15 protein-coding genes are annotated in these 19,414 nt (G+C 70.4%); 9 read left to right on the plus strand and 6 right to left on the minus strand.

Translation table 11 applies throughout. The features are described 5' to 3' along the window. Positions 1-98 precede the first annotated feature (98 nt). Positions 99-1,235: an LLM class flavin-dependent oxidoreductase gene (locus ASE68_RS01030; protein WP_235480730.1), complete on the plus strand. Its 1,137-nt coding sequence runs from the start codon at positions 99-101 to the stop codon at positions 1,233-1,235. On the opposite strand, the gene ASE68_RS01035 is transcribed toward ASE68_RS01030, so the two are convergent. Continuing rightward, the gene (locus tag ASE68_RS01035; RefSeq protein WP_055860424.1) at positions 1,232-2,185 is read right to left on the minus strand and encodes a YafY family protein; all 954 of its coding nucleotides are present in this window, start codon (positions 2,183-2,185) and stop codon (positions 1,232-1,234) included. The genes ASE68_RS01030 and ASE68_RS01035 overlap by 4 nt on opposite strands. 62 nt (positions 2,186-2,247) lie before the next feature. Here ASE68_RS01035 and ASE68_RS01040 point away from each other — a divergent pair, with 62 nt between their 5' ends. Continuing rightward, positions 2,248-3,384 (plus strand): epoxide hydrolase family protein, encoded by a 1,137-nt coding sequence (locus tag ASE68_RS01040; protein ID WP_055854192.1) that lies wholly within the window; start codon positions 2,248-2,250, stop codon positions 3,382-3,384. A 95-nt stretch (positions 3,385-3,479) separates the two neighbouring features. Here ASE68_RS01040 and ASE68_RS01045 read toward each other — a convergent pair whose 3' ends face one another. Further along, entirely contained in the window at positions 3,480-4,373 is an 894-nt protein-coding gene (locus ASE68_RS01045; protein WP_055854196.1) for a formylglycine-generating enzyme family protein, read from the minus strand. 160 nt (positions 4,374-4,533) lie between these two features. On the opposite strand from ASE68_RS01045, the gene ASE68_RS01050 reads away from it, so the two are divergent. Both ASE68_RS01050 and ASE68_RS01055 read left to right on the plus strand, forming a co-directional pair. Further along, positions 4,534-6,036, plus strand: coding sequence for an arylsulfatase (locus ASE68_RS01050; protein ID WP_055860427.1), 1,503 nt, complete (start codon positions 4,534-4,536; stop codon positions 6,034-6,036). Positions 6,037-6,173: 137 nt separating this feature from the next. After that, positions 6,174-7,151: an alpha/beta hydrolase gene (locus tag ASE68_RS01055; RefSeq protein ID WP_235480731.1), complete on the plus strand. Its 978-nt coding sequence runs from the start codon at positions 6,174-6,176 to the stop codon at positions 7,149-7,151. A 56-nt stretch (positions 7,152-7,207) separates the two neighbouring features. On the opposite strand, the gene ASE68_RS01060 is transcribed toward ASE68_RS01055, so the two are convergent. Then, positions 7,208-8,569: a TetR/AcrR family transcriptional regulator gene (locus tag ASE68_RS01060; protein WP_055854199.1), complete on the minus strand. Its 1,362-nt coding sequence runs from the start codon at positions 8,567-8,569 to the stop codon at positions 7,208-7,210. A 138-nt stretch (positions 8,570-8,707) separates the two neighbouring features. On the opposite strand from ASE68_RS01060, the gene ASE68_RS01065 reads away from it, so the two are divergent. From ASE68_RS01065 to ASE68_RS01075, 3 genes are all read left to right on the plus strand, one after another. Then, on the plus strand, positions 8,708-10,018 hold the full coding sequence (locus tag ASE68_RS01065) for an MFS transporter (protein WP_055854202.1): 1,311 nt from the start codon (positions 8,708-8,710) through the stop codon (positions 10,016-10,018). 4 nt (positions 10,019-10,022) lie between these two features. Further along, positions 10,023-11,840, plus strand: coding sequence for a glycoside hydrolase family 3 protein (locus ASE68_RS01070; RefSeq protein WP_055854205.1), 1,818 nt, complete (start codon positions 10,023-10,025; stop codon positions 11,838-11,840). A 205-nt stretch (positions 11,841-12,045) separates the two neighbouring features. Further along, positions 12,046-14,376 (plus strand): arylsulfatase, encoded by a 2,331-nt coding sequence (locus ASE68_RS01075; protein WP_055854209.1) that lies wholly within the window; start codon positions 12,046-12,048, stop codon positions 14,374-14,376. Between the two features lie 85 nt (positions 14,377-14,461). Here ASE68_RS01075 and ASE68_RS01080 read toward each other — a convergent pair whose 3' ends face one another. Next, positions 14,462-15,754 (minus strand): ion channel protein, encoded by a 1,293-nt coding sequence (locus ASE68_RS01080; protein WP_055854213.1) that lies wholly within the window; start codon positions 15,752-15,754, stop codon positions 14,462-14,464. Then, positions 15,751-16,176: a pyridoxamine 5'-phosphate oxidase family protein gene (locus ASE68_RS20645; protein ID WP_055854216.1), complete on the minus strand. Its 426-nt coding sequence runs from the start codon at positions 16,174-16,176 to the stop codon at positions 15,751-15,753. The genes ASE68_RS01080 and ASE68_RS20645 overlap by 4 nt, the downstream gene beginning before the upstream one ends. Positions 16,177-16,295: 119 nt before the next feature. Between ASE68_RS20645 and ASE68_RS01090 the strand changes: the two genes are divergently transcribed. Beyond that, complete coding sequence (locus ASE68_RS01090) at positions 16,296-17,672, plus strand: choice-of-anchor A family protein (protein WP_055854219.1); 1,377 nt, start codon at positions 16,296-16,298, stop codon at positions 17,670-17,672. Between the two features lie 118 nt (positions 17,673-17,790). After that, positions 17,791-18,597 (plus strand): mechanosensitive ion channel family protein, encoded by an 807-nt coding sequence (locus ASE68_RS01095; protein WP_055854222.1) that lies wholly within the window; start codon positions 17,791-17,793, stop codon positions 18,595-18,597. A gap of 73 nt (positions 18,598-18,670) precedes the next feature. Here ASE68_RS01095 and ASE68_RS01100 read toward each other — a convergent pair whose 3' ends face one another. Continuing rightward, complete coding sequence (locus ASE68_RS01100) at positions 18,671-19,387, minus strand: SOS response-associated peptidase (RefSeq protein ID WP_055854225.1); 717 nt, start codon at positions 19,385-19,387, stop codon at positions 18,671-18,673. Between the last annotated feature and the right edge of the window lie 27 nt (positions 19,388-19,414).

Genomic DNA, 19,414 nt, shown 5'->3' on the forward strand with positions numbered 1-19,414 from the left:
GATACGCGCTTCGCGCTACTCGACCGGCGGTGTTCGCGCGCGCGTCATGCGCGGCAACATCCGGAGCCCGTCGCGCGGGCGTTGACTAGGCTCCCGACGTGACCGAGACCCCCACCGCAGAACCGGCCGACGGCGGCATCATCCTCGACTGGTTCATCCCGCTCACGGGCGACTCGCGCACCGACCTCAGCCAGGGCTCGGCGATGACCTACGCAGGGCAGTCGGCCGCGCCCGCACGGCGCGAACCCGACATCCGGTACCTGTCGCAGATCGCCCGCTCGGTCGAGCAGCTCGGCTACCACGCCGTGCTCATCCCGACCGGCGGCCGCAGCGAGGAGAGCTGGGTCGCGGCGAGCTCGCTCGCGCAGCACACGCGCGACCTCGACTACCTCGTGGCGTTCCGCCCCGGTCTCATGTCGCCGACGCTGCAGGCGCAGGTCGCGGCCACGTTCCAGCGCTACAGCGGCGACCGCCTGCGCGTGAACGTCGTGGTCGGCGGCGACGACGCCGAGCAGCGCAAGTACGGCGACCGCATCGGCAAGGACGGCCGCTACGCGCGCGCCGCCGAGTACCTCGACATCGTCCGTCGGCTCTGGAACGGCGAGCGGGTCGACGTCGACAGCGAGTTCCACACGATCGAGGGCGCGCAGATCCCGGAGCTCGGCGTGCAGCCCGAGATCTACCTCGGTGGGTCGTCGGATGCCGCGATCGACGTCGCGGCCGAGCACTGCGACGTCTACCTGACCTGGGGCGAGCCGCCGGTGCAGGCCGGCGAGAAGATCGCCCGCGTGCGCGAGGCGGCCGCCGCCCGTGGACGCACCCTGCGCTACGGCATCCGCCTGCACGTGATCGCCCGGCCCACGAGCGAGGAGGCGTGGCGCGTGGCCGACGAGCTCGTCGCCGGGCTCGACCCCGAGGTCGTCGCGAAGGCCCGCGAGTCGTTCCTCTCGTCCGGATCGGTCGGCCAGCGCCGTCAGGCCGAACTCGTCGACGGCGGCCTTCGCCGCGAGGACCTCGAGGTGTACCCCGGGCTCTGGGCGGGCGTCGGCCTGGTGCGCGGCGGCGCCGGCACGGCCCTCGTCGGCAGCTACGCCGAAGTCGCCGCGCTCATCCGCGAGTACCGCGCGGTCGGCTTCACCGAGTTCGTGCTCTCGGGCTACCCGCACCTCGAAGAGGCGTACTGGTTCGCCGAGGGCGTGGCCCCGCTGCTCGACCTCGCCCCGCGCCGGGCCTAGCGCACGTCCGACGCGCGGCCGAACCTCGTCGCCAGGCGGCCGAACGCCGCCGCGAGCTCGTCGCCCTCGATCACCTCGAGGTCGACGTCGAGCTGCGCCATCCACAGCGCGAGCCGATCGGGGTCTTCGGAGCCCAGTTCGACGCGGCAGGTGGAGTCGTCGACCGGCTCGATGTCGACCGGGATGAGGATCTTCGCGGCGACCTCGGCGGCGGGTGCGTGCACGAGCACCCGGGCGCGGTACCGCCAGGACGCCCTGATGACGCGGCGGACGACGTACTCGACGACGTCGTCCTCGGGGATCGCACGCGGGCGGAACCGCGCACCCGTCGGTGCGTTCGGAACCATGCGATCGACACGGAAGACCCGCCAGTCGTCGCGGTCGAGGTCCCACGCGAGCAGGTACCAGAGCGGACCCCAGCTCACCAGCCGTTGGGGCTCGGTGTGGCGCGCCGACTCGCTGCCGCCGGGCTTCGTGTACGCGAACCTGAGCCGTTCGTGGCCGCGGATCGCGGTGGCGATCGCGCTGAGCGCCGAGAGGTCGAGCTGCGGTTCGGCGCCCGGAACCACGCTCATCGCCTCGCGCACCGCGTCGACGCGCTGCCGCAGGTGCGATGGCAGCACCTGCTCGAGCTTCGCGAGCGCGGTGAGCGAGGTCTCCTCGACGCCGAGCTTCCAGGTCGCGACCGCACCCAGCCCGACCGCGACGGCGACGGCCTCGTCGTCGTCGAGCAGCAGCGGCGGCATCGCCGTGCCGGCGGCCAGCCGGTACCCGCCCGCCACCCCGGGCCGCGCGACCACCGGATACCCGAGCGACCGCAGCTTGCCGATGTCGGCGCGCACGGTCCTCGTGCTCACCTCGAGGCGGCCGGCGAGCTCGGCGCTCGTCCAGTCGCGCTTGAGCTGGAGCAACGACAGCAGCTCGAGCAGGCGGGCCGAGGTCTCCAACATGGTCTCGATCATTCCAGCAATCGCGGAAGCTGATCTTCCGCATTCCCTGAGAACGTCGACCTATGAACGCCGACACCGCACTCACCCCCTTCCGCATCGACATCCCGCAGGCCGACCTCGACGAGCTGCGACACCGCCTCGCGCAGACGCGCTGGCCGCTGCCCGTGCCGGGCCGAGACGATCGCACCGACTTCAGCCGCGGCATCCCGCTGCCGTACCTGCGGGACCTCGCCGAGTACTGGCGCGACGGCTTCGACTGGCGCGCGCAGGAGGCGAAGCTCAACGAGCACGAGCAGTTCACGACCGTCGTCGACGGCCAGACCTTCCACGTCGTGCACGCACGGTCGGCCGACCCCGACGCCACGCCGCTGCTCCTCAGCAACGGCTGGCCGGCGTCGTTCGTCGAGTACGAGCGACTCATCCCGCTGCTGACCGAGGAGTTCCACGTGGTGATCCCGTCGCTGCCCGGACTCGGCTTCTCCACTCCGCTGTCGGCGACCGGCTGGGATCTGGCGCGAACCACGGAGGCGTATGCCGAGATCATGACCCGTCTCGGCTACGAGCGGTTCGCCGCACACGGCACCGACGTCGGTTCGGGCATCACCGGCCGCCTCGCGGCGACGCACCCCGAACGTGTCATCGGCACGCATCTCGGTGCCGACCGGGTGTGGCTCGGGCTGGTGGGCGACAAGTTCCCTGCGCCCGGCGACCTGTCCGACGAGGAGCTCGCCCAACTCGCGGCCGCGCATGCCGCGAGTGCGGCGGAGCGCGGGTACCTCGGCATGCACAACCACCGACCCGACACGATCGGTCCGGCGCTCACCGATTCACCGGTCGGGCAGCTCGCGTGGATCGTCGAGAAGTTCAAGCGCCGGACCGACGGCGGATACCGCATGCCCGAGGTCGACCGCGATCAGCTCCTCACGAACGTCAGCGTCTCCTGGTTCACGCGCAGCGGCGCATCGGTCGCGCAGTTCTATTACGAGTCGGAGCACTCCGAACTCGACTTCGCCATGGCCTCGGGCGTGCCGTCGGGATGGGCGGTGTTCGACGCCCATCCGCTGATCCGCCGCACGATGGACCCGTGGAGGGCGATCGGCCACTGGAGCGAGTTCGCCGAGGGCGGCCATTTTCCGGCGATGGAGGAGCCGGAGCTGCTCGCGGGCGACCTCCGCGCGTTCTTCCGCAGCGTCTCCTGACCGCGCGCCGGGCCTGACGCCGGCCCGACCACAGGGCGACGGATGCCGCGGGCGGCCGCCCGCGGCATCCGCTCATCGTGTGCTCGTGGCGGGGCTCAGGCGTCGCGGACGCAGCGGAACCCGATGTGCGACATGCCCGTGTCTTCGGCCTGCGGTGAGCGCGCCGCGGGGCGGAAGCGCAGGCAGTAGTCGGGCGAGCAGAGGTGCGAGCCGCCCTTGAGCACGCGGCGGGGGATCTCGGCGAAGCCCTCTTGCGCACTCGCGGCGGCGAGCAGGTTCTCGCGCTTGCCGGCGTCGACGGGGGAGTCGGAGAGCTGCAGGTGCCGCGGCGTGTAGTAGTCGCTCGTCCACTCCCACGTGTTGCCGATCATGTCGAAGAGGCCGTAGCCGTTCGCCGGATACGAGCCGACCTCGGCCGTGCCGCCGACGCCCTGGTTGTCGTACGGAAACCGCCCGAGCCACGAGTTCGCCTGCGCGACCCCGCCGGGGTACGGCTCCTCGCCCCACGCGAACCGCGCGCCGTCGAGACCGCCGCGCGCCGCGTACTCGTGCTCGGCCTCGGTGGGCAGACGTTTGCCGGCCCACGTCGCGTAGGCCGTGGCATCCTCGAACGCGATGTGCACGACCGGATGCCGCAGCCGGTCGTCGATGCCCGACCCGGGGCCGAACGGCTGCCGCCAGTACGCGCCCGGCTGCCAGCGCCACCAGTTGCGCCAGTTGCGCAGGTCGACGGGGCCCGCGGTCGGCGTGAATACCATGGCGCCCGGCACGAGATCGGCGGGGTCGGCGCCCGGGAAGTCCTTCGGGTCCATCGGCCGCTCGGCGACCGTGACGTACCCGGTGTCGTCGACGAAGCGCGCGTACTCCTCGTTCGTCACCTGGGAGCGGTCGATGAGGAAGTCGGCGACGACCCGCTCGTGCACGGGGCGCTCGTCGGGATAGAACTCGTCGCTGCCCATGCGGAACGTTCCCCCGGCGATGCGCACCATGTCGTCTGCCACCGTTCCACCGTAGTGCCGGGCTTCGCCCACGCGGCCTGTGCGTTCACCGAGGATCCCCGGTGCAGACATGGCTGCAGGATGGGGGCGAGTGCTTGGATCGGATGCGTGGGGGTCGATGGCGTACCCCGACATCGACGGAGGGGAATCCATGGCCGACAAGCCGAACATCCTGATCATCTGGGGAGATGACATCGGGATCACGAACCTGAGCGCCTACTCGGACGGCCTCATGGGGTATCGCACCCCGAACATCGACCGCGTCGCCGACGAGGGCGTGCGGTTCACCGACTACTACGGCGAGCAGAGCTGCACGGCCGGTCGCGCCGCGTTCATCACCGGCCAGAACCCGTACCGCACCGGTCTCACGAAGGTCGGCATGCCCGGGGCGGACCTCGGCCTTCGTGCTGAGGACCCGACGATCGCCGATGCCCTCAAGCACCATGGCTATGCGACCGGTCAGTTCGGCAAGAACCACCTCGGTGATCGCGACGAGTTCCTGCCGACGGCGCACGGATTCGACGAGTTCTTCGGCAACCTCTACCACCTCAACGCCGAGGAGGAGCCCGAGCACCCCGACTACCCGACCGACGAGGAGTTCCCGGGCTTCAGCGAGAAATTCCGTCCGCGCGGCGTGATCCACGCCTGGGCGAACGACGACGGCACCCAGCGCATCGAAGACACCGGGCCGCTCACCAAGAAGCGCATGGAGACGGTCGACGAGGAGTTCCGCGACGCCGCTGCCGACTTCATCCGTGCGAAGGCCGACGACGACCAGCCCTTCTTCGTGTGGTTCAACTCCACCCACATGCACTTCCGCACGCACACGAAGCCCGAGAGCAAGGGGCGCGCGGGGCGCTGGCAGTCGGAGTACCACGACACGATGCTCGACCACGACGACGTCGTGGGGTCGTTGCTCGACCTGCTCGACGAACTCGGCCTCGCCGAGAACACGATCGTCATGTACTCCACCGACAACGGACCGCACATGAACAGCTGGCCCGACGCCGGCATGACCCCGTTCCGCAACGAGAAGAACTCGAACTGGGAGGGCGCGTACCGCGTGCCGGCGATGGTGCGCTGGCCCGGGCACATCCCCTCGGGTACGGTGCTGAACGGAATCGTGAGTCACAACGACTGGTTCGTGACCCTCCTCGCGGCGGTCGGCGACACGGACATCGCCGAGCGACTGAAGCAGGGGACAGAGTTGCACGGCACCGCCTACAAGGTGCACCTCGACGGCAACAACCAACTGGACTACATCACCGGCGCAGCAGACGAGAGCCCGCGCCGCCACTTCTTCTACAGCTCCGACGACGGCGACCTGACCGCGATGCGGTTCGACAATTGGAAGGTCGTGTTCCTCGAGCAGCGCGCCGTCGGAACGCTCGCCGTCTGGCAGGAGCCATACGTGCACCTGCGCTTTCCGAAGCTGTTCAACCTGCGCACCGACCCCTACGAGCGCGCCGACATCACGTCGAACACGTACTGGGATTGGGTGCTCGAGCACATCTTCCTGTTCATCCCCGCCCAGGCCTACGTGACGAGGATGCTGGGCTCGCTCGTCGAGTTCCCGCCACGTCAGAAGCCTGCGTCGTTCACGATCGACCAAGTGCTGGAGCGCCTGGAGAATGCGACTGCCGGGGCGTCCTGACCGACGGGGAGTGCGGGTCGCGTGAGACGGATGCCTCGCGCGACCCGTCCGGCGTTCGCTGCAGTCCATGAATCCGCCGTTCTGAACGGCTCCGGCCAGGCCGTAGAGTTTCGGGCACGAACCCGAGGGAGACGCCCGTGCTCGACCAGACCGCCCAGATGACCACCGACGAGATCGACCCGACGCTGCTCCCGGCGTTGAAGAAGGTGCCGGCCCTCAACCTCGAGAACGCGTTCACGCTCGGCCTCATCGGCCGGGCATCGGGACTCCAGCCCGGCACGAAGGTCGAGGGCGTCGATCGTCGGATCGTGTGGGACGGATCGGCCAAGGTGCGCGTGTTCACGCCCGCCGCTCCGAACGGCTCGGCACTCCTCTGGATCCACGGCGGGGGACTCGTCATGGGTTCGGCGGCCGGCGACGACCGGTTCTGCGGTGAGACGGCGCGCGAGACCGGGGCGGTGGTGATCTCGGTCGACTACCGGCTCGCCCCGCGGCATCCGTTCCCCGCGGCGATCGACGACGTGCGGGCCGCGTGGGCGTGGGTGAATGCGTCGGCGATCGAGCTCGGCATCGACGTCGGGCGCATCGCGATCGGCGGCGCGAGCGCGGGCGGCGGGCTGGCAGCGGCCCTCGTGCAGCGGCTGCACGACGAGGGCGAGCGGCCGGCGGCGCAGGTGCTCTTCTGCCCGATGCTCGACGACCGCACCGCCGCGAACCGCGACCTCGACGCGCGCAGGCACCTCGTCTGGAACAACCGCTCGAACCTCGTGGGGTGGCGGTCGTACCTGGGCGCCGAGCCGGGCTCGGCCGAGGTGCCCGCATACGCCGTTCCGGCCCGGCGCGACGACCTCACCGGCCTGCCGCCGACGTGGACGTACTGGACCGACCTCGAGCTCTTCGGCGATGAGGATGCCGCGTACGCGCAGGCGCTCTCGACGGCGGGCGTCGACGTGACGAGCGAGGTGGTGCCGGCGGCGGCGCACGGGTTCGAGGTCTGGGCCGGGGAGTCCGAGCTCGCGCAGGCGTTGTTCGGTCGTGCCCGCGCGTGGCTCGCACGGCAGCTCGCGACGCCCGAGCCTGTCGCGCCGGTCGAGCCCGCCGCGCCGGTCGAGTAGGCCCGCCAGGGCCGTATCGAGACCATCGGTCGTGAACGTGGTCTCGATACGCTTCGCTACTCGACCGGCGAGAAGCGGGTGAAGCGCGCGAGGTGGGCCTCGAGGTGGTCGCCGACGTCGATGGTGGCGGGGTCGTAGAGCCACTGCAACTGCAGGCCGTCCCAGAGGGCGACGAACCAGACGGCTTCGAAGGCGGCATCGATGCGCCGCCCTTCAGCTTGGGCCGCCCTGGCGAACAGGTCGCCGAACTGCGCGATCGCCGACTCGAAGCGCCGGCGGAAGTACGCGTGCGCCGGGTGCGATACCGCAGCCGCCTCGGCCGAGAGCACGGCGTAGACCTCGATCAGGCCCGGCTCGTGCTCGGCATTGAAGCGGGCATGCCGGGGGATGTCGCGCAGGAACGCGTCCGGCGAGGCATCGCCGTCGAGGGTGACGCGCTCGTCGATGGTGCTGTCGCGATGCGCGACGACGGCGCCGAGCAGATCGTCCTTGCTCGAGAAGTGGTGCAGCAGCGTGGACTTGCCGATGCCCGCCTGCTCGGCGATCTCGCGGAGGCTCGTCGCGTGGAACCCGCGGCGCGCGAACAGCGCCGATGCGTCGGCCACGATCTGTGCGCGCCGCGCGCGTCCGGGGGCGTATCCCGAGTCGGGTTCCGGTTCGGGGGCGAGGCCGAACGCGCCGATGGCGGGTGCGTGGGGTGCGTCGACGGATGCCGCGGCAACGCCCGTCGAGTCGGCACCGGTCGCGTCGCCCGGGCCGCCCGCGGCATCCGCCCCGCGAAGCCGGTCGAGGTGGCGGTCGAGCATCGCGGGGATGTCGACGAGGTCCGGCAGGTAGAGCGAGATGAGCTGCAGGCCGTCCCACGCCGCCGCGAGCCGGATCGGCTCGCCGACGACGTCGGTGTCGATCGGCAGCTCGCCGTCGTCGATCGCGGCCCGGAACAGCGCGGATGACCGGGTTCGCAGCTCGGCGTGGCGCTCGCGGAAATGCGTGTGCGCGGGGTGCTCGGTGCTCGTCGCCTCGCCCGCGAGCGTGGTGAAGAGCGGGAGGTAGCCGTCGATCGCGGCGTTGCGCCTGGCGACCTCGCCGAAGGTGCGCAGGCCGTCGCCCTCCGGCCCGAACATCGAGTCGAGCTCGCCCTCGGTGATGGCGGTGAAGTCGGCCACGATCGCCTCGAGGAGCTCGTCCTTCGTCGCGAAATGCCGGATCACCCCCGGATGCGACAGCCCGGCCTCGGTCGCGATGTCGCGCATCGAGACCGCGCCGAAGCCGCGTTCGACGAAGAGCCGGGATGCCGCGGCCAGGATGTTCGCGCGGGTGCGGGCGGTGGCGGCGGCCCGGTTCGCCGGGACCGCGACCCGGGCCGGGGCCGGGGCCGGGGCGGGCGCCGCGGCATCCGTCGTCATCGCCTGTCGCATGCCGCCCCCTGGTTCGCCTTCGGCCCATCCTTCCACAGCCGGGTTACCACCCGTTCGAATTTCAGTTACCACTTGGTCTAGATTCATGTATCCTCGTGCCAGAGCCGAAGACGGTTCGGTTTTCGTGGAAGGAAACTCATGACAGAGTCGTCACTCACCGACACGGTCGCCCCCGGCAGCAGCCTGCCCGGCGACGGCACGGGCGCCGCCGGCCCGACCGGCAGGGCGCCGAGGGGGTACATCCCCACGCTGGCGCTCTCGAACTTCGGCCTCTACCTCGCGCTCCTCACGCCGGTGCTCGTCTCACTCGCCTTCAAGGTGCAGCACATCACCGGCTCCGCCGAGGAGGCCACGAACGCGCTCGGCATGATCATGGGCGTCGGCGCGCTCTTCGCGATCATCTGCAACCCGCTCGTCGGCCGCCTCTCCGACCGCACCGTCTCGCGCTTCGGCATGCGTCGCCCGTGGATGCTCGGCGGCGTGCTCGTCGGCCTCGCCGCCTTCGCGCTCATCGGCGTCGCGACCGACGTCTGGATCGTGCTCATCGGCTGGTGCGTCGTGCAGGCCTCGCTGAACGGCGTCATGGCCGCCTCGACCGCGACCGTGCCCGACCAGGTGCCGGTCGACTCGCGCGGCAAGGTCTCGGGCATCATCGGCCTGACCACCCCGCTCGGCATCCTCGGTGGCAGCTTCCTCGTGAACTTCCTCTCCGACGACCTCAGCCGCTTCGTCGTGCCGGCCCTCATCGCCGTCGTCTTCGTCGGGGTGTTCGTGTTCACCCTCAAGGACCGCGTACTCACCGAGAAGCCCGCCGAGCGTTACGGCGTCAAGGAGTTCTTCGGCTCGTTCGTCTTCAACCCGCGCAAGCACCCCGACTTCGGCTGGACCTGGCTGACGAAGTTCCTCATCATGTTCGGCTACGCGGGCATCGCGACCTTCCTGCCCTTCTACCTGACCGAGCAGTTCGGCCTCAGCGAGCAGGACGCGATCACCACGATCCTCATGGCGAACCTCGCCTCGATGGTCGCCATGGCGCTCTCGGGCCCCATCGGCGGCATCCTCTCCGACAAGATCGGCAAGCGCCGCCCGTTCGTCGCCGTCGCCGGCGGCGTCATGGTGCTCGGCCTCGTGATCCTCGCGTTCGCCCCGAGCATCCCGATGGTGCTCGTCGCCCAGGCCGTCATCGGCTTCGGCGCCGGCTCGTTCATGTCGGTCGACACCGCCCTCGCGACCCAGGTGCTGCCCAACCCGAAGGACACCGCCAAGGACCTCGGCGTGCTCAACATGGCGAATGCGCTGCCGCAGTCGCTCGCGCCCGTGATCGCCCCGTCCATCATCGCCTTCGGTGCCACGACCTCCTTGGGCGGTTACAGCACCTTCTACCTCTTCGGCGCCCTCGTGGCCCTCGCCGGCGCCGTGCTCGTCTACCGAATCAAGGGAGTGAAGTAACACCATGACCGACACCATCAACAGCACGGATGCCGCGGCATCCGCCGACCTGCCCGTCGACCCGACCTACCGCGACGCGAGCCTGCCCGTCGACGAGCGCGTCGAGAACCTGCTCGGCCAGATGACCCTGCAGGAGAAGGCCGGCCTGTTCTTCCAGACCATGATCGCGATGAGCCAGGACGGCGAGCTCGCCGAGGCGAACCCGATGTTCGGGCTGCCGTCGAATGAAGACCAGGTCGTCGGCAAGGGCATGACGCACTTCAACGTGCTCGGCTCCGCCCCGTCGGGCGAGCTCATGGCGCGCTGGCACAACAAGCTGCAGGAGCTCGCCGCGTCGACGCGCCTCGGCATCCCCGTGACGATCTCGACCGACCCGCGCCACTCGTTCAGCGACAACCCGCTCGCGGGCATGCTCTCGGGCCCGTTCTCGAGCTGGCCCGAGACCATCGGCCTCGCCGCGATCCGCGACGAGGCGCTCGTCGAGCGCTTCGGCGACATCGCCCGCCAGGAGTACACGGCCGTCGGCATCCGCGTGGCCCTGCACCCGCAGATCGACCTCGCCACCGAGCCGCGCTGGGGCCGTCAGGTCGCCACGTTCGGCGAGGACGCCGAGCTCACGGGCAAGCTGGGTGCCGCCTACATCCGCGGGTTCCAGGGCGAGTCGTTCGGACCGGGCTCGGTCTCGACGATGACGAAGCACTTCCCGGGCGGCGGCCCCCAGATGGACGGCGAAGACGCGCACTTCCCGCACGGCCGCGAGCAGGTCTACCCCGGCGGCGAGTTCGAGCTGCACCTCAAGCCCTTCGAGGACGCCTTCGCCGCGGGCACCCGCCAGATCATGCCCTACTACGGCATGCCGGTCGGCACCGAGTACGAGGAGGTCGGCTTCGGCTTCAACAAGTCGGTCATCACGGGCCTGCTGCGCGAGCGCTACGCGTTCGACGGCATCGTCTGCACCGACTGGGGGCTCATCTCCGACGCCGAGATCTTCGGCGAGCCGTTCCCGGCGCGCGCCTGGGGCGTCGAGCACCTCACGCCGCGCGAGCGCGTGATCAAGGTGCTCGAGGCGGGCGTCGACCAGTTCGGCGGCGAGGCGATCCCCGAGCTCCTCGTCGAGCTCGTCGAGGCCGGCGACGTCAGCGAGGCCCGCCTGGACGAGTCGGCCCGACGCCTGCTGCGCGAGAAGTTCGTGCTCGGCCTGTTCGACCAGCCCTACGTCGACGTCGAGCGAGCCGGCGTCGTCGTCGGCTCCGAGGAGTTCGTCGCCGCGGGCGAGGCCGCCCAGCGCGCCTCCATCACGGTGCTCACGAACACGGTGACGGATGCCGGCGCGCCGACGCTTCCCCTCGCGCGCGGGCTCAAGCTGTACGTCGAGGGCATCGCCCCCGAGGTCGCGGCCGAGTACGGCACGGTCGTCGAGACGGCGGCCGAGGCGGATGTCGCGGTGATCCGCACGCACGCGCCGTTCGAGGAGCGCTCGTCGACGTTCGAGAACTTCTTCCACCAGGGTTCGCTCGCCTTCACCGACGAGGCCGTCGCACACATTCGCGAGATCGCCGCGGCGGTTCCGACCGTGGTCGACGTGCACCTCGACCGCCCCGCGATCCTCACGCCGTTCGTCGGCGACGTCGCGGCGATCGTGGGCAACTACGGCGCCAGCTCGAACGCCGTGCTCGACGTGTTGACGGGTACCGCATCACCGCTCGGCAAGCTGCCCTTCGACCTGCCGTCCAGCATGGCCGCCGTCGAGGCGAGCCGCGAAGACGTGCCGTTCGACACGAAGGACCCGCTGTTCCGGTTCGGGCACGGGCTCAGCCTGTAGTCGCACCTCACGAGACACCGGCCCCGCGGCATCCGATCGGATGCCGCGGGGCCGTCGTCGTCTCCGCCGTGAGCGCGGTGCGCACGCCCCGACGTTCACCGAGCGGCCCATGAGAATCCTTCCCGCGCGGGAGGCGACGGGGATACGTTGGATGTCGGGGCGCGGGAGGGAAACACGCCCCTGACGAGAACAGAGGGGTTGGCTGATGTCGGAGGAACGCGCGAAGTTCGCGGGCACGATCAAGTTGGACGTTCGGGACTCGGTTCCCGACTGGAAGCCCTACGAGTTGAAACGAGCGCCCGAGGGCGCGCCGAACGTGCTGGTCGTGCTCTACGACGACACCGGCCTCGCCGCCTGGTCGCCCTACGGCGGTCGCATCAACATGCCCACCATGGATCGCCTCGCCAAGGGCGGCCTGACCTACACGCAGTGGCACACGACCGCGCTCTGCTCGCCGACGCGGTCGACGTTCCTCACAGGTCGCAACCACCACCTGAACCGAGCGGCGACGATCATGGAGGCCACCGACGGGTTCCCGGGTGCCGCGGGCCGCCTTCCCGAGGAGTGCGCGACGATCAGCCACGTGCTTCAGGACAACGGGTTCTCGACCTTCTGGGTCGGCAAGGACCACAACGTGCCCGAGGAGGACAACGCCCCCGGCGGCAGCCGCTCGATGTGGCCCGTGCAACTCGGCTTCGACCGCTTCTACGGGTTCCTCGGCGGCGAGACGAACAACTGGTACCCCGACCTCGTCGAGGACAACCACTTCATCGACCAGCCGTACTCGCCCGAAGAGGGCTACCACCTCTCGAAGGACCTCGCCGACCAGGCGCTGCACATGCTGCACAACCAGCAGGCGTCGAACCCGTCGAAGCCCTGGTACCTGTGGTTCTGCCCCGGCGCCAACCACGCGCCTCACCACGCGCCCGAGGAGTACATCGCCAAGTACAAGGGCGCCTTCGACGACGGCTACGAGGCCTACCGCGAGTGGGTGCTCGGCCGCATGATCGAGAAGGGCATCATGCCCGAGGGCACGGCGCTCACCCCGCTCAACCCCATGCCGGAGGATGCCGCGAGCCCGGCCGACTTCGTGCGCCCGTGGGACGAGCTGAACGATGACGAGAAGCGCCTGTTCGCCCGCTTCGCCGAGGTCTACGCCGGATTCAGCGAGTACACCGACGCGCAGGTCGGACGCATCATCGACTACCTCGAGGAGACGGGGCAGCTCGACAACACGCTCATCTTCTACTGCGCCGACAACGGCGCCTCGGGTGAGGGTTCGCCCAACGGGTCGGTCAACGAGAACAAGTTCTTCAACGGCTACCCCGACGACCTCGCCGAGAACCTCGCGATGCTCGACAAGCTCGGCTCGCCCGACACGTACAACCACTACCCGACCGGATGGGCCGCGGCGTTCTCGACGCCGTTCCAGATGTTCAAGCGCTACGCCCAGTTTTCGGGCGGCACCTGCGACCCGATGGTCATCCACTGGCCGAAGGGCTTCGACGCGAAGGGCGAGATCCGGCACCAGTACCACCACTCGACCGACATCGTCGCGACGATCCTCGACGTCGTGGGGCTGGAGATGCCCGAGGTCTACCGAGGCGTGAAGCAGCATCCGCTCAACGGCGTCTCGATGCGCTACACCTTCGAGTCCGCCGACGCCCCGACCACGAAGACACAGCAGTACTACGAGATGCTCGGCACCCGCGGCATCTGGAAGGACGGGTGGAAGGCGGCGGCCATCCACGCGCCGATCAGCGACCGGGGCCACTTCGACGAGGACGTCTGGGAGCTCTACCACGTGGCTGAAGACCGGTCTGAGTCCAAGGACCTCGCGGCCGAGCAGCCCGAGAAGCTCAAGGAGCTCATCGACCTCTGGTTCGAGGAGGCGGAGGCGAACGACGTGCTGCCGCTCGACGACCGCGGGCCGATCGCGCTCACGTCGATCCAGCGCCCGCAGTCCGAGCCGGTTCGCGACCGGTACGTGTACTACCCGGGTGCCGCCGCCGTTCCCGAGAGCGTCGCGGTCAACGTGCGCGGCAGGTCGTACAAGATCATCGCCGACGTGGTGCTCGACGCCGACGCGCAGGGCGTGATCTTCGCCCACGGCTCGCGCTTCGGCGGCCACTCCCTCTTCCTGAAGGACCGCAAGCTCACCTACGTGTACAACTTCCTCGGCATCCCGCCCGAGCAGACGTTCACGTCAGAGGAGCTCACGCCCGGACCGCACACGCTCGGCGTCGAGTTCGTGCGCGAGTCGGCCGGCGAGCACGGCGAGTCGATCGGCACGGCCAAGCTCTACGTCGACGACAAGGTCGTCGCCGAGGGCCCGATGCGCGCGCAGATCGGCAAGTTCACGCTCTGCGGCGACGGCCTCTGCGTCGGCTTCGACAGCGCCGACCCCGTGAGCAGCCAGTACGGCCGGCCGTTCCCGTTCACGGGGGGCAAGCTGCTGGGCGTCACCGTCGACGTGAGCGGCGAGCAGTACCGCGACCTCGAGCTCGAGGCCGCGGCCATGCTCTCGCGCGAGTAGTCCTCAACCTCGAACGGGCCCGCTCGCGTCTCGCGGTCGGGCCCGTTCGACGTTCGCGCGATCGAGTCGAGCGCACGCCCAGCGGTCAGGGGCGCTGAGGCGCCGCATCCGGGGTCGGCGCGGCATCCGCTGCCTGAACCTTGATGACGAGCTCGGGCGCCCTGGTGACCATGAGCCAGATCGGCAGGATGATGATGCAGAGCGGTGCGAGCACCGCCATGTCGCCGCAGAGGGCGACGCCGATGAAGATCGAGATCCAGCCGTCGCGGGTGGCCACCAGGGTGATGCCCATCGCTCCGCACGCCACCGCGAGGGAGATCGGCAGGTCGGGGAGCAGGGCGTACCCGAGCAAGCCGAGCGCCGTGCCGATGAAGACCACCGGGAAGATGCGGCCGCCGCGGAAACCGGCGCTCGCCGCGACCACGAGGGCGACGAGCTTGATGCCCGCGAACGCCGCGAGCTGGCCGGGCGAGTAGGCATCGGGGTCCGAGAGCAGCTGGCCGGCCTGGTCGAGCCCCTTGAAGAGGGTGATCGGGCCGCCCAGTACGCCGAGCAGTCCGAGCACCACGCCGCCGAGCGCGATGGCGATGAACGGATTCGGGAGGGCGTGGAACAGGCGGTGCACGTACGGGAAGGCCCACGCCGCCACGATGCCGAGCAGCGCGGACACCGCGGCGACGACGAAGCCCGTGAGCAGGAAGATCGGCTCGAGGGCGCCCATCGGCTCGAGCGTGAAGGCGATCTTCTGGCCGCCGAGGAGGTCCATGGTCGCCGCACCCGCGCCGGCCGCGGCCAGCGGGAGGAACAGGCGATCCCAGAGCGAGCCGCCGGACTTCATCGCGCCGACCATGCCGGTGAAGACGAGCGCTGCGGCCACCGGGGTTCCGAAGAGCGCCCCGATCGTTCCGGCGATCGCGAGCGCGGCGATCTGCTGCGGCGGCACCTTGGCGAAGCGCGCGAGCAGGGCGATCGCGAGTGTCGCGTTGATCGCGATGATCGGGTTCTCGGGTCCGAGGCTGACGCCGCCCGCGAGCCCGAGCACGACCACGACGGCGATCGACGGCAGGGCCTTGAGCCCGGGGAACGGCCCGGAGAGCTCGGTCGTCGCGGAGTCGGGGCCACCATGGCCGGGCACGAGCCACACGATCAATCCGACGGCGATGCCCGTGACGGTCAGCACCGTGAAGATCCACCACGGCGTCGCCTCGTCGGCACCGAATGCCCCGGGCAGAGTCGTCCAGAGGAACCCCTCGAGCACCTCGGCGAGGCCGTTCAGTAGGTGCAGGCTCAGCGCCGACCCGATGCCGATGGCGATCGCCGGGATGGCGAGGAGGGCGAGTCGCCGGGCGCCGGGCCCGCTCGCGGCGGCGTCGGTCACGAGAGCTCGACCTCGACCGACACCGGCGGGCCCTCGCGGTAGTCGCCGTACCGGGCCCACTGGAGGCTCACGCGCACCAGCTCGAACTCGGTCTTCGTCAACGACTCGCCGAACCATGGGAAGGCGGCCGCGTAGGCGTCCGCGCACCTCGCGGACTCGGCACTGCCGGGTGCGAGCACCTCGGCTTCGCCCTGCGCCTGCAAGGTCGTCTTGTCGTGGCCGCCGACCACGACGGCGATGCGCGGGTCACGGCGCAGGTTCGCGATCTTGCGCGAACCGCCGCGGGCGTTGAAGACGAACTCGCCCAGGTCGGTGGCCGTGATGCTGAGGTAGGCCGACTGCGGCGCGCCGTCGGGCCCGATCGTGCTGACGACGGCATCGCCGTGCTCGCGGACGTACTCGATCAGTGCTGAACGGTCCATACGGTCATGGTGGCACGTGGTGCGGTTCTCGTCGCGGATGTCTCCGGCATATCGGCCGAACCGGGCGCAGAGTACGCTGGGCCGAATCGAGCCGCTCCAGGGGGAGGAACCCGATCGTGATGGTGCAGGTGCGCAATGCGACCAGGCGAAGCCGTGTCGTCAAGCGCGTGACCGGCGGCATGATGGCCCTCGCGGGCATCGCGCTCGTCGTCGCATCGATCCCCTCCGCGTTCGCCGTGCAGGTCGACGGCAACACGCCGCTCGACCCGTGCCTCGGCGACGCGTGCCCCGCATCCTGGCCCGAGCCGAACAACGGGGGCGTCGTCGGCTTCGACGACGGCGTGAGCGTCTTCGTCGGCGGCGACCTCACCACCGGCCCGAGTGCCGCCGAGACCGAGGGCAACCTCGTGGTGCTCGGCGACGCCTCGTTCGATCGGGGCGGGGGCTCCTACAATGTGGGCGTCGCGGGCGTCGGCTCGCGCGTGCCGCCGCCCAGCGGCTCGACGATGCTCACCGTCGGCGGCGACCTGACCATCGCCGACGGCACGAACCTCCTCGTCGGCGGCGACACCGGGTTCCCCGACTTCGCCCCCATCATCGGCGACGTCGAGTACGGCGGAACCCTCACCGGCACCCCGTCGGTCGTCGCAGGGGCGACGGTCGCGCAGGGCGACGGAGCCTCGGCCTTCGCCGAACGCGTGGCGAACGTGACGGCGCTCTCGCAGTGCTTCGCCGACCTCCCAGACACCGGCACCGTGACGACCGCCGATGGCCTGACCTCGTTCACGGGCGACGGCGTGAGCGACCCGCAGGTGTTCACGATCGAGGGCACCCTCGGCAACACCCAGGTCGCGATCACCGGGGTCGACGTGCAGGCCGGCGCACACGTCGTCATCAACGTCACGGGCGACGTCGCCTTCGCGAACGTGAACAGCTGGTTCATCGACGGCGCGAACACGTTCGACCCCGACATCACGCAGCGCATCGTCACGAACTTCCCCGATGCGACGACGGTCGAGATCACGGGCGGCGCCCAACTGCCCGGGTCGATCCTCGTGGGCAACCCCGCGAGCACGACCACGATCTCCGTCGCGGGCACCAACGGCCGCGTCGAGGTCGCCGGTGACCTCGTGCACCGCTCGCCCGTGGGCACCCAGACCGGCGTCGAGATGCACGCCTACCCGTTCACCGGCGAGTGCGAGATCATCCCGCCGACGACGACCACGGCACCGCCGACCACCACGGCACCGCCGACCACCACGGCGCCGCCGACGACCACGCCGCCCACGACGCCGCCGCCCACGACGGATGCCCCGACCACGGCGCCGGCGACCCCGACGTCCGCGCCGACGGCCTCGCCGACGACCACTCCCGCGCCGGGCCCCGCTGGGCTCGCGGAGTCGGGTTCGCCCGCCGGGGCGATGATGGCGATCGGCGCGGTGCTCCTCGGCTCCGGCCTGGTGACGGTGCTCACGGCGCGTCGACGTCGCGCCTGACGCCCGAGAGCCTGACGGCCGAGTGCTCGACGCGACGCGCGTGACGAAGTCGACGACCCTGCTGCCGCCTCCGGGCGTGCTGCGCGCGAGGCGATAGTTTCGTCATGCGGAGGTGAGCATGGCTGACTGGTGGTCGACGCTCGTGATCAACGGCTGGAGCATCGCGGCGATCGTGCTCACGCTGCTCGCGAGCTGGCTGCTCGCGTTCCTGGCGCGCAAGGGCGTGCGCGCGGCGATGCTGCGCGTCCCGAGCCTCAGCGACGGCGTGCGCGTGCTCGCGGAGCGCATCGTCGTCTACTCGATCTGGCTCATCGGCATCGGCGTGGCCCTCAGCTTCCTCGGCGCCTCGGTGCAGCCGCTGCTCGCGATCGCGCTCATCGTCAGCGTGGTGCTCGTGCTCGTGCTGCGGGGCGTCGCCGACAACTTCGCGGCGAGCGTCGTGCTGCAGGCGCGGCATCCGATCGCCCTCGGCGACGAGATCACCAGTGGCGACTTCACGGGCAGGGTGCTCGAGCTCAACGGGAGATCGGTCGTCATCCGCACGCCCGACGGGCGCACGGTGCACCTGCCGAACTCTGGGCTGCTGCAGGATCCGCTCGTCAACGCGTCGGCGCACGGCGCGCGGCGCAGCGAGGTCGAGGTTCGCGTCGCGTCGGGCGATCAGGCGTTGCGTCAGCGCATCTCGGATGCCGCGGCGCAGGCGCACGGCGTCCACGGCAAGGAGGGCGTGCACCTGCTCCCGATCACGCTCGCCGGCGACCGGGCCGTGTACCGGGTGCAGTTCTGGCACCATCCCGTGCACGGCGTCGCCGTCACGGCCGCCGTCGTCGACGCGGTCGCATCCGCGCTCGTGGGTGCGGGCGTCGAGTCCGTCGTGACGAGCGTGCCGCCGTCGCCGCCGCTGGCACCGCCCACCGAGGTCTGAGTCGGCGCCTCAGGCCCTCGCGCGGGCCCGCGTGTCAGACCCGCGTGTCAGATCCGCGCGTCAGACCCGCGCGTCAAGCTTGCGCGGGATCGAGCGGATCGATGAGCGACGCATCGGCCGGATCGACGGCTCGGGAGTTGTTGACCCGACGGTCGACCTCGTAGACCGAGATCGTCGAGGCGACCTTGTCGGACTCCCGCCCGAGCTGCTCGACCAGGCGTTCCTTGCCGCCCTCGTCGAGCTTGGCGGGGTCGAGGTACTCGCCCCAGAAGTCGGCCTCGAGGAACACGGGCATGCGGTCGTGCACCTCGCCCGAGGCATCCCTCGCCTCGCGGGTGATGATCGACGTCGACAGGTGCCACTCGTCGTCGACCTTGCGCACGGTGTAGATGCCCGCCGCGGCGAGCAACGGCCGGTCGCCGTGCAGGAACCAGGCGCGCTTCTTGCCGGGCTCGCCGGTCCACTCGTAGTAGCCGCGCATCGGCACGAGGCATCGCGACGACGCGAACGCGCCCTTCCAGAGGCCGTTCGTGGCGACGGTCTCGATGCGCGTGTTGAACTGCGGCCGCTTCGCGTCTTTCAGGAACGGCGGGTGGAAGTTCCATGCGGCGGCATCGAGCATGCGCGTGATCTCGCCGGTGTCGCGGTCGGCGCGCTCGCGCACGATCGGGATCACCTCGGTGGGGGCGATCGAGTACTGCGGGCGCCAGTCGCGGTAGTCACCACCGGCCGCCACGAACTCCTGGATCAGTTCGTCGACCTTTGCGTCATTCGCGAAGCGCCCGCACATGAAACCAGTCTGCACCCGGCCGCCGAC

The organism is Agromyces sp. Leaf222, assembly GCF_001421565.1.
Taxonomy (GTDB): Bacteria; Actinomycetota; Actinomycetes; order Actinomycetales; family Microbacteriaceae; genus Agromyces.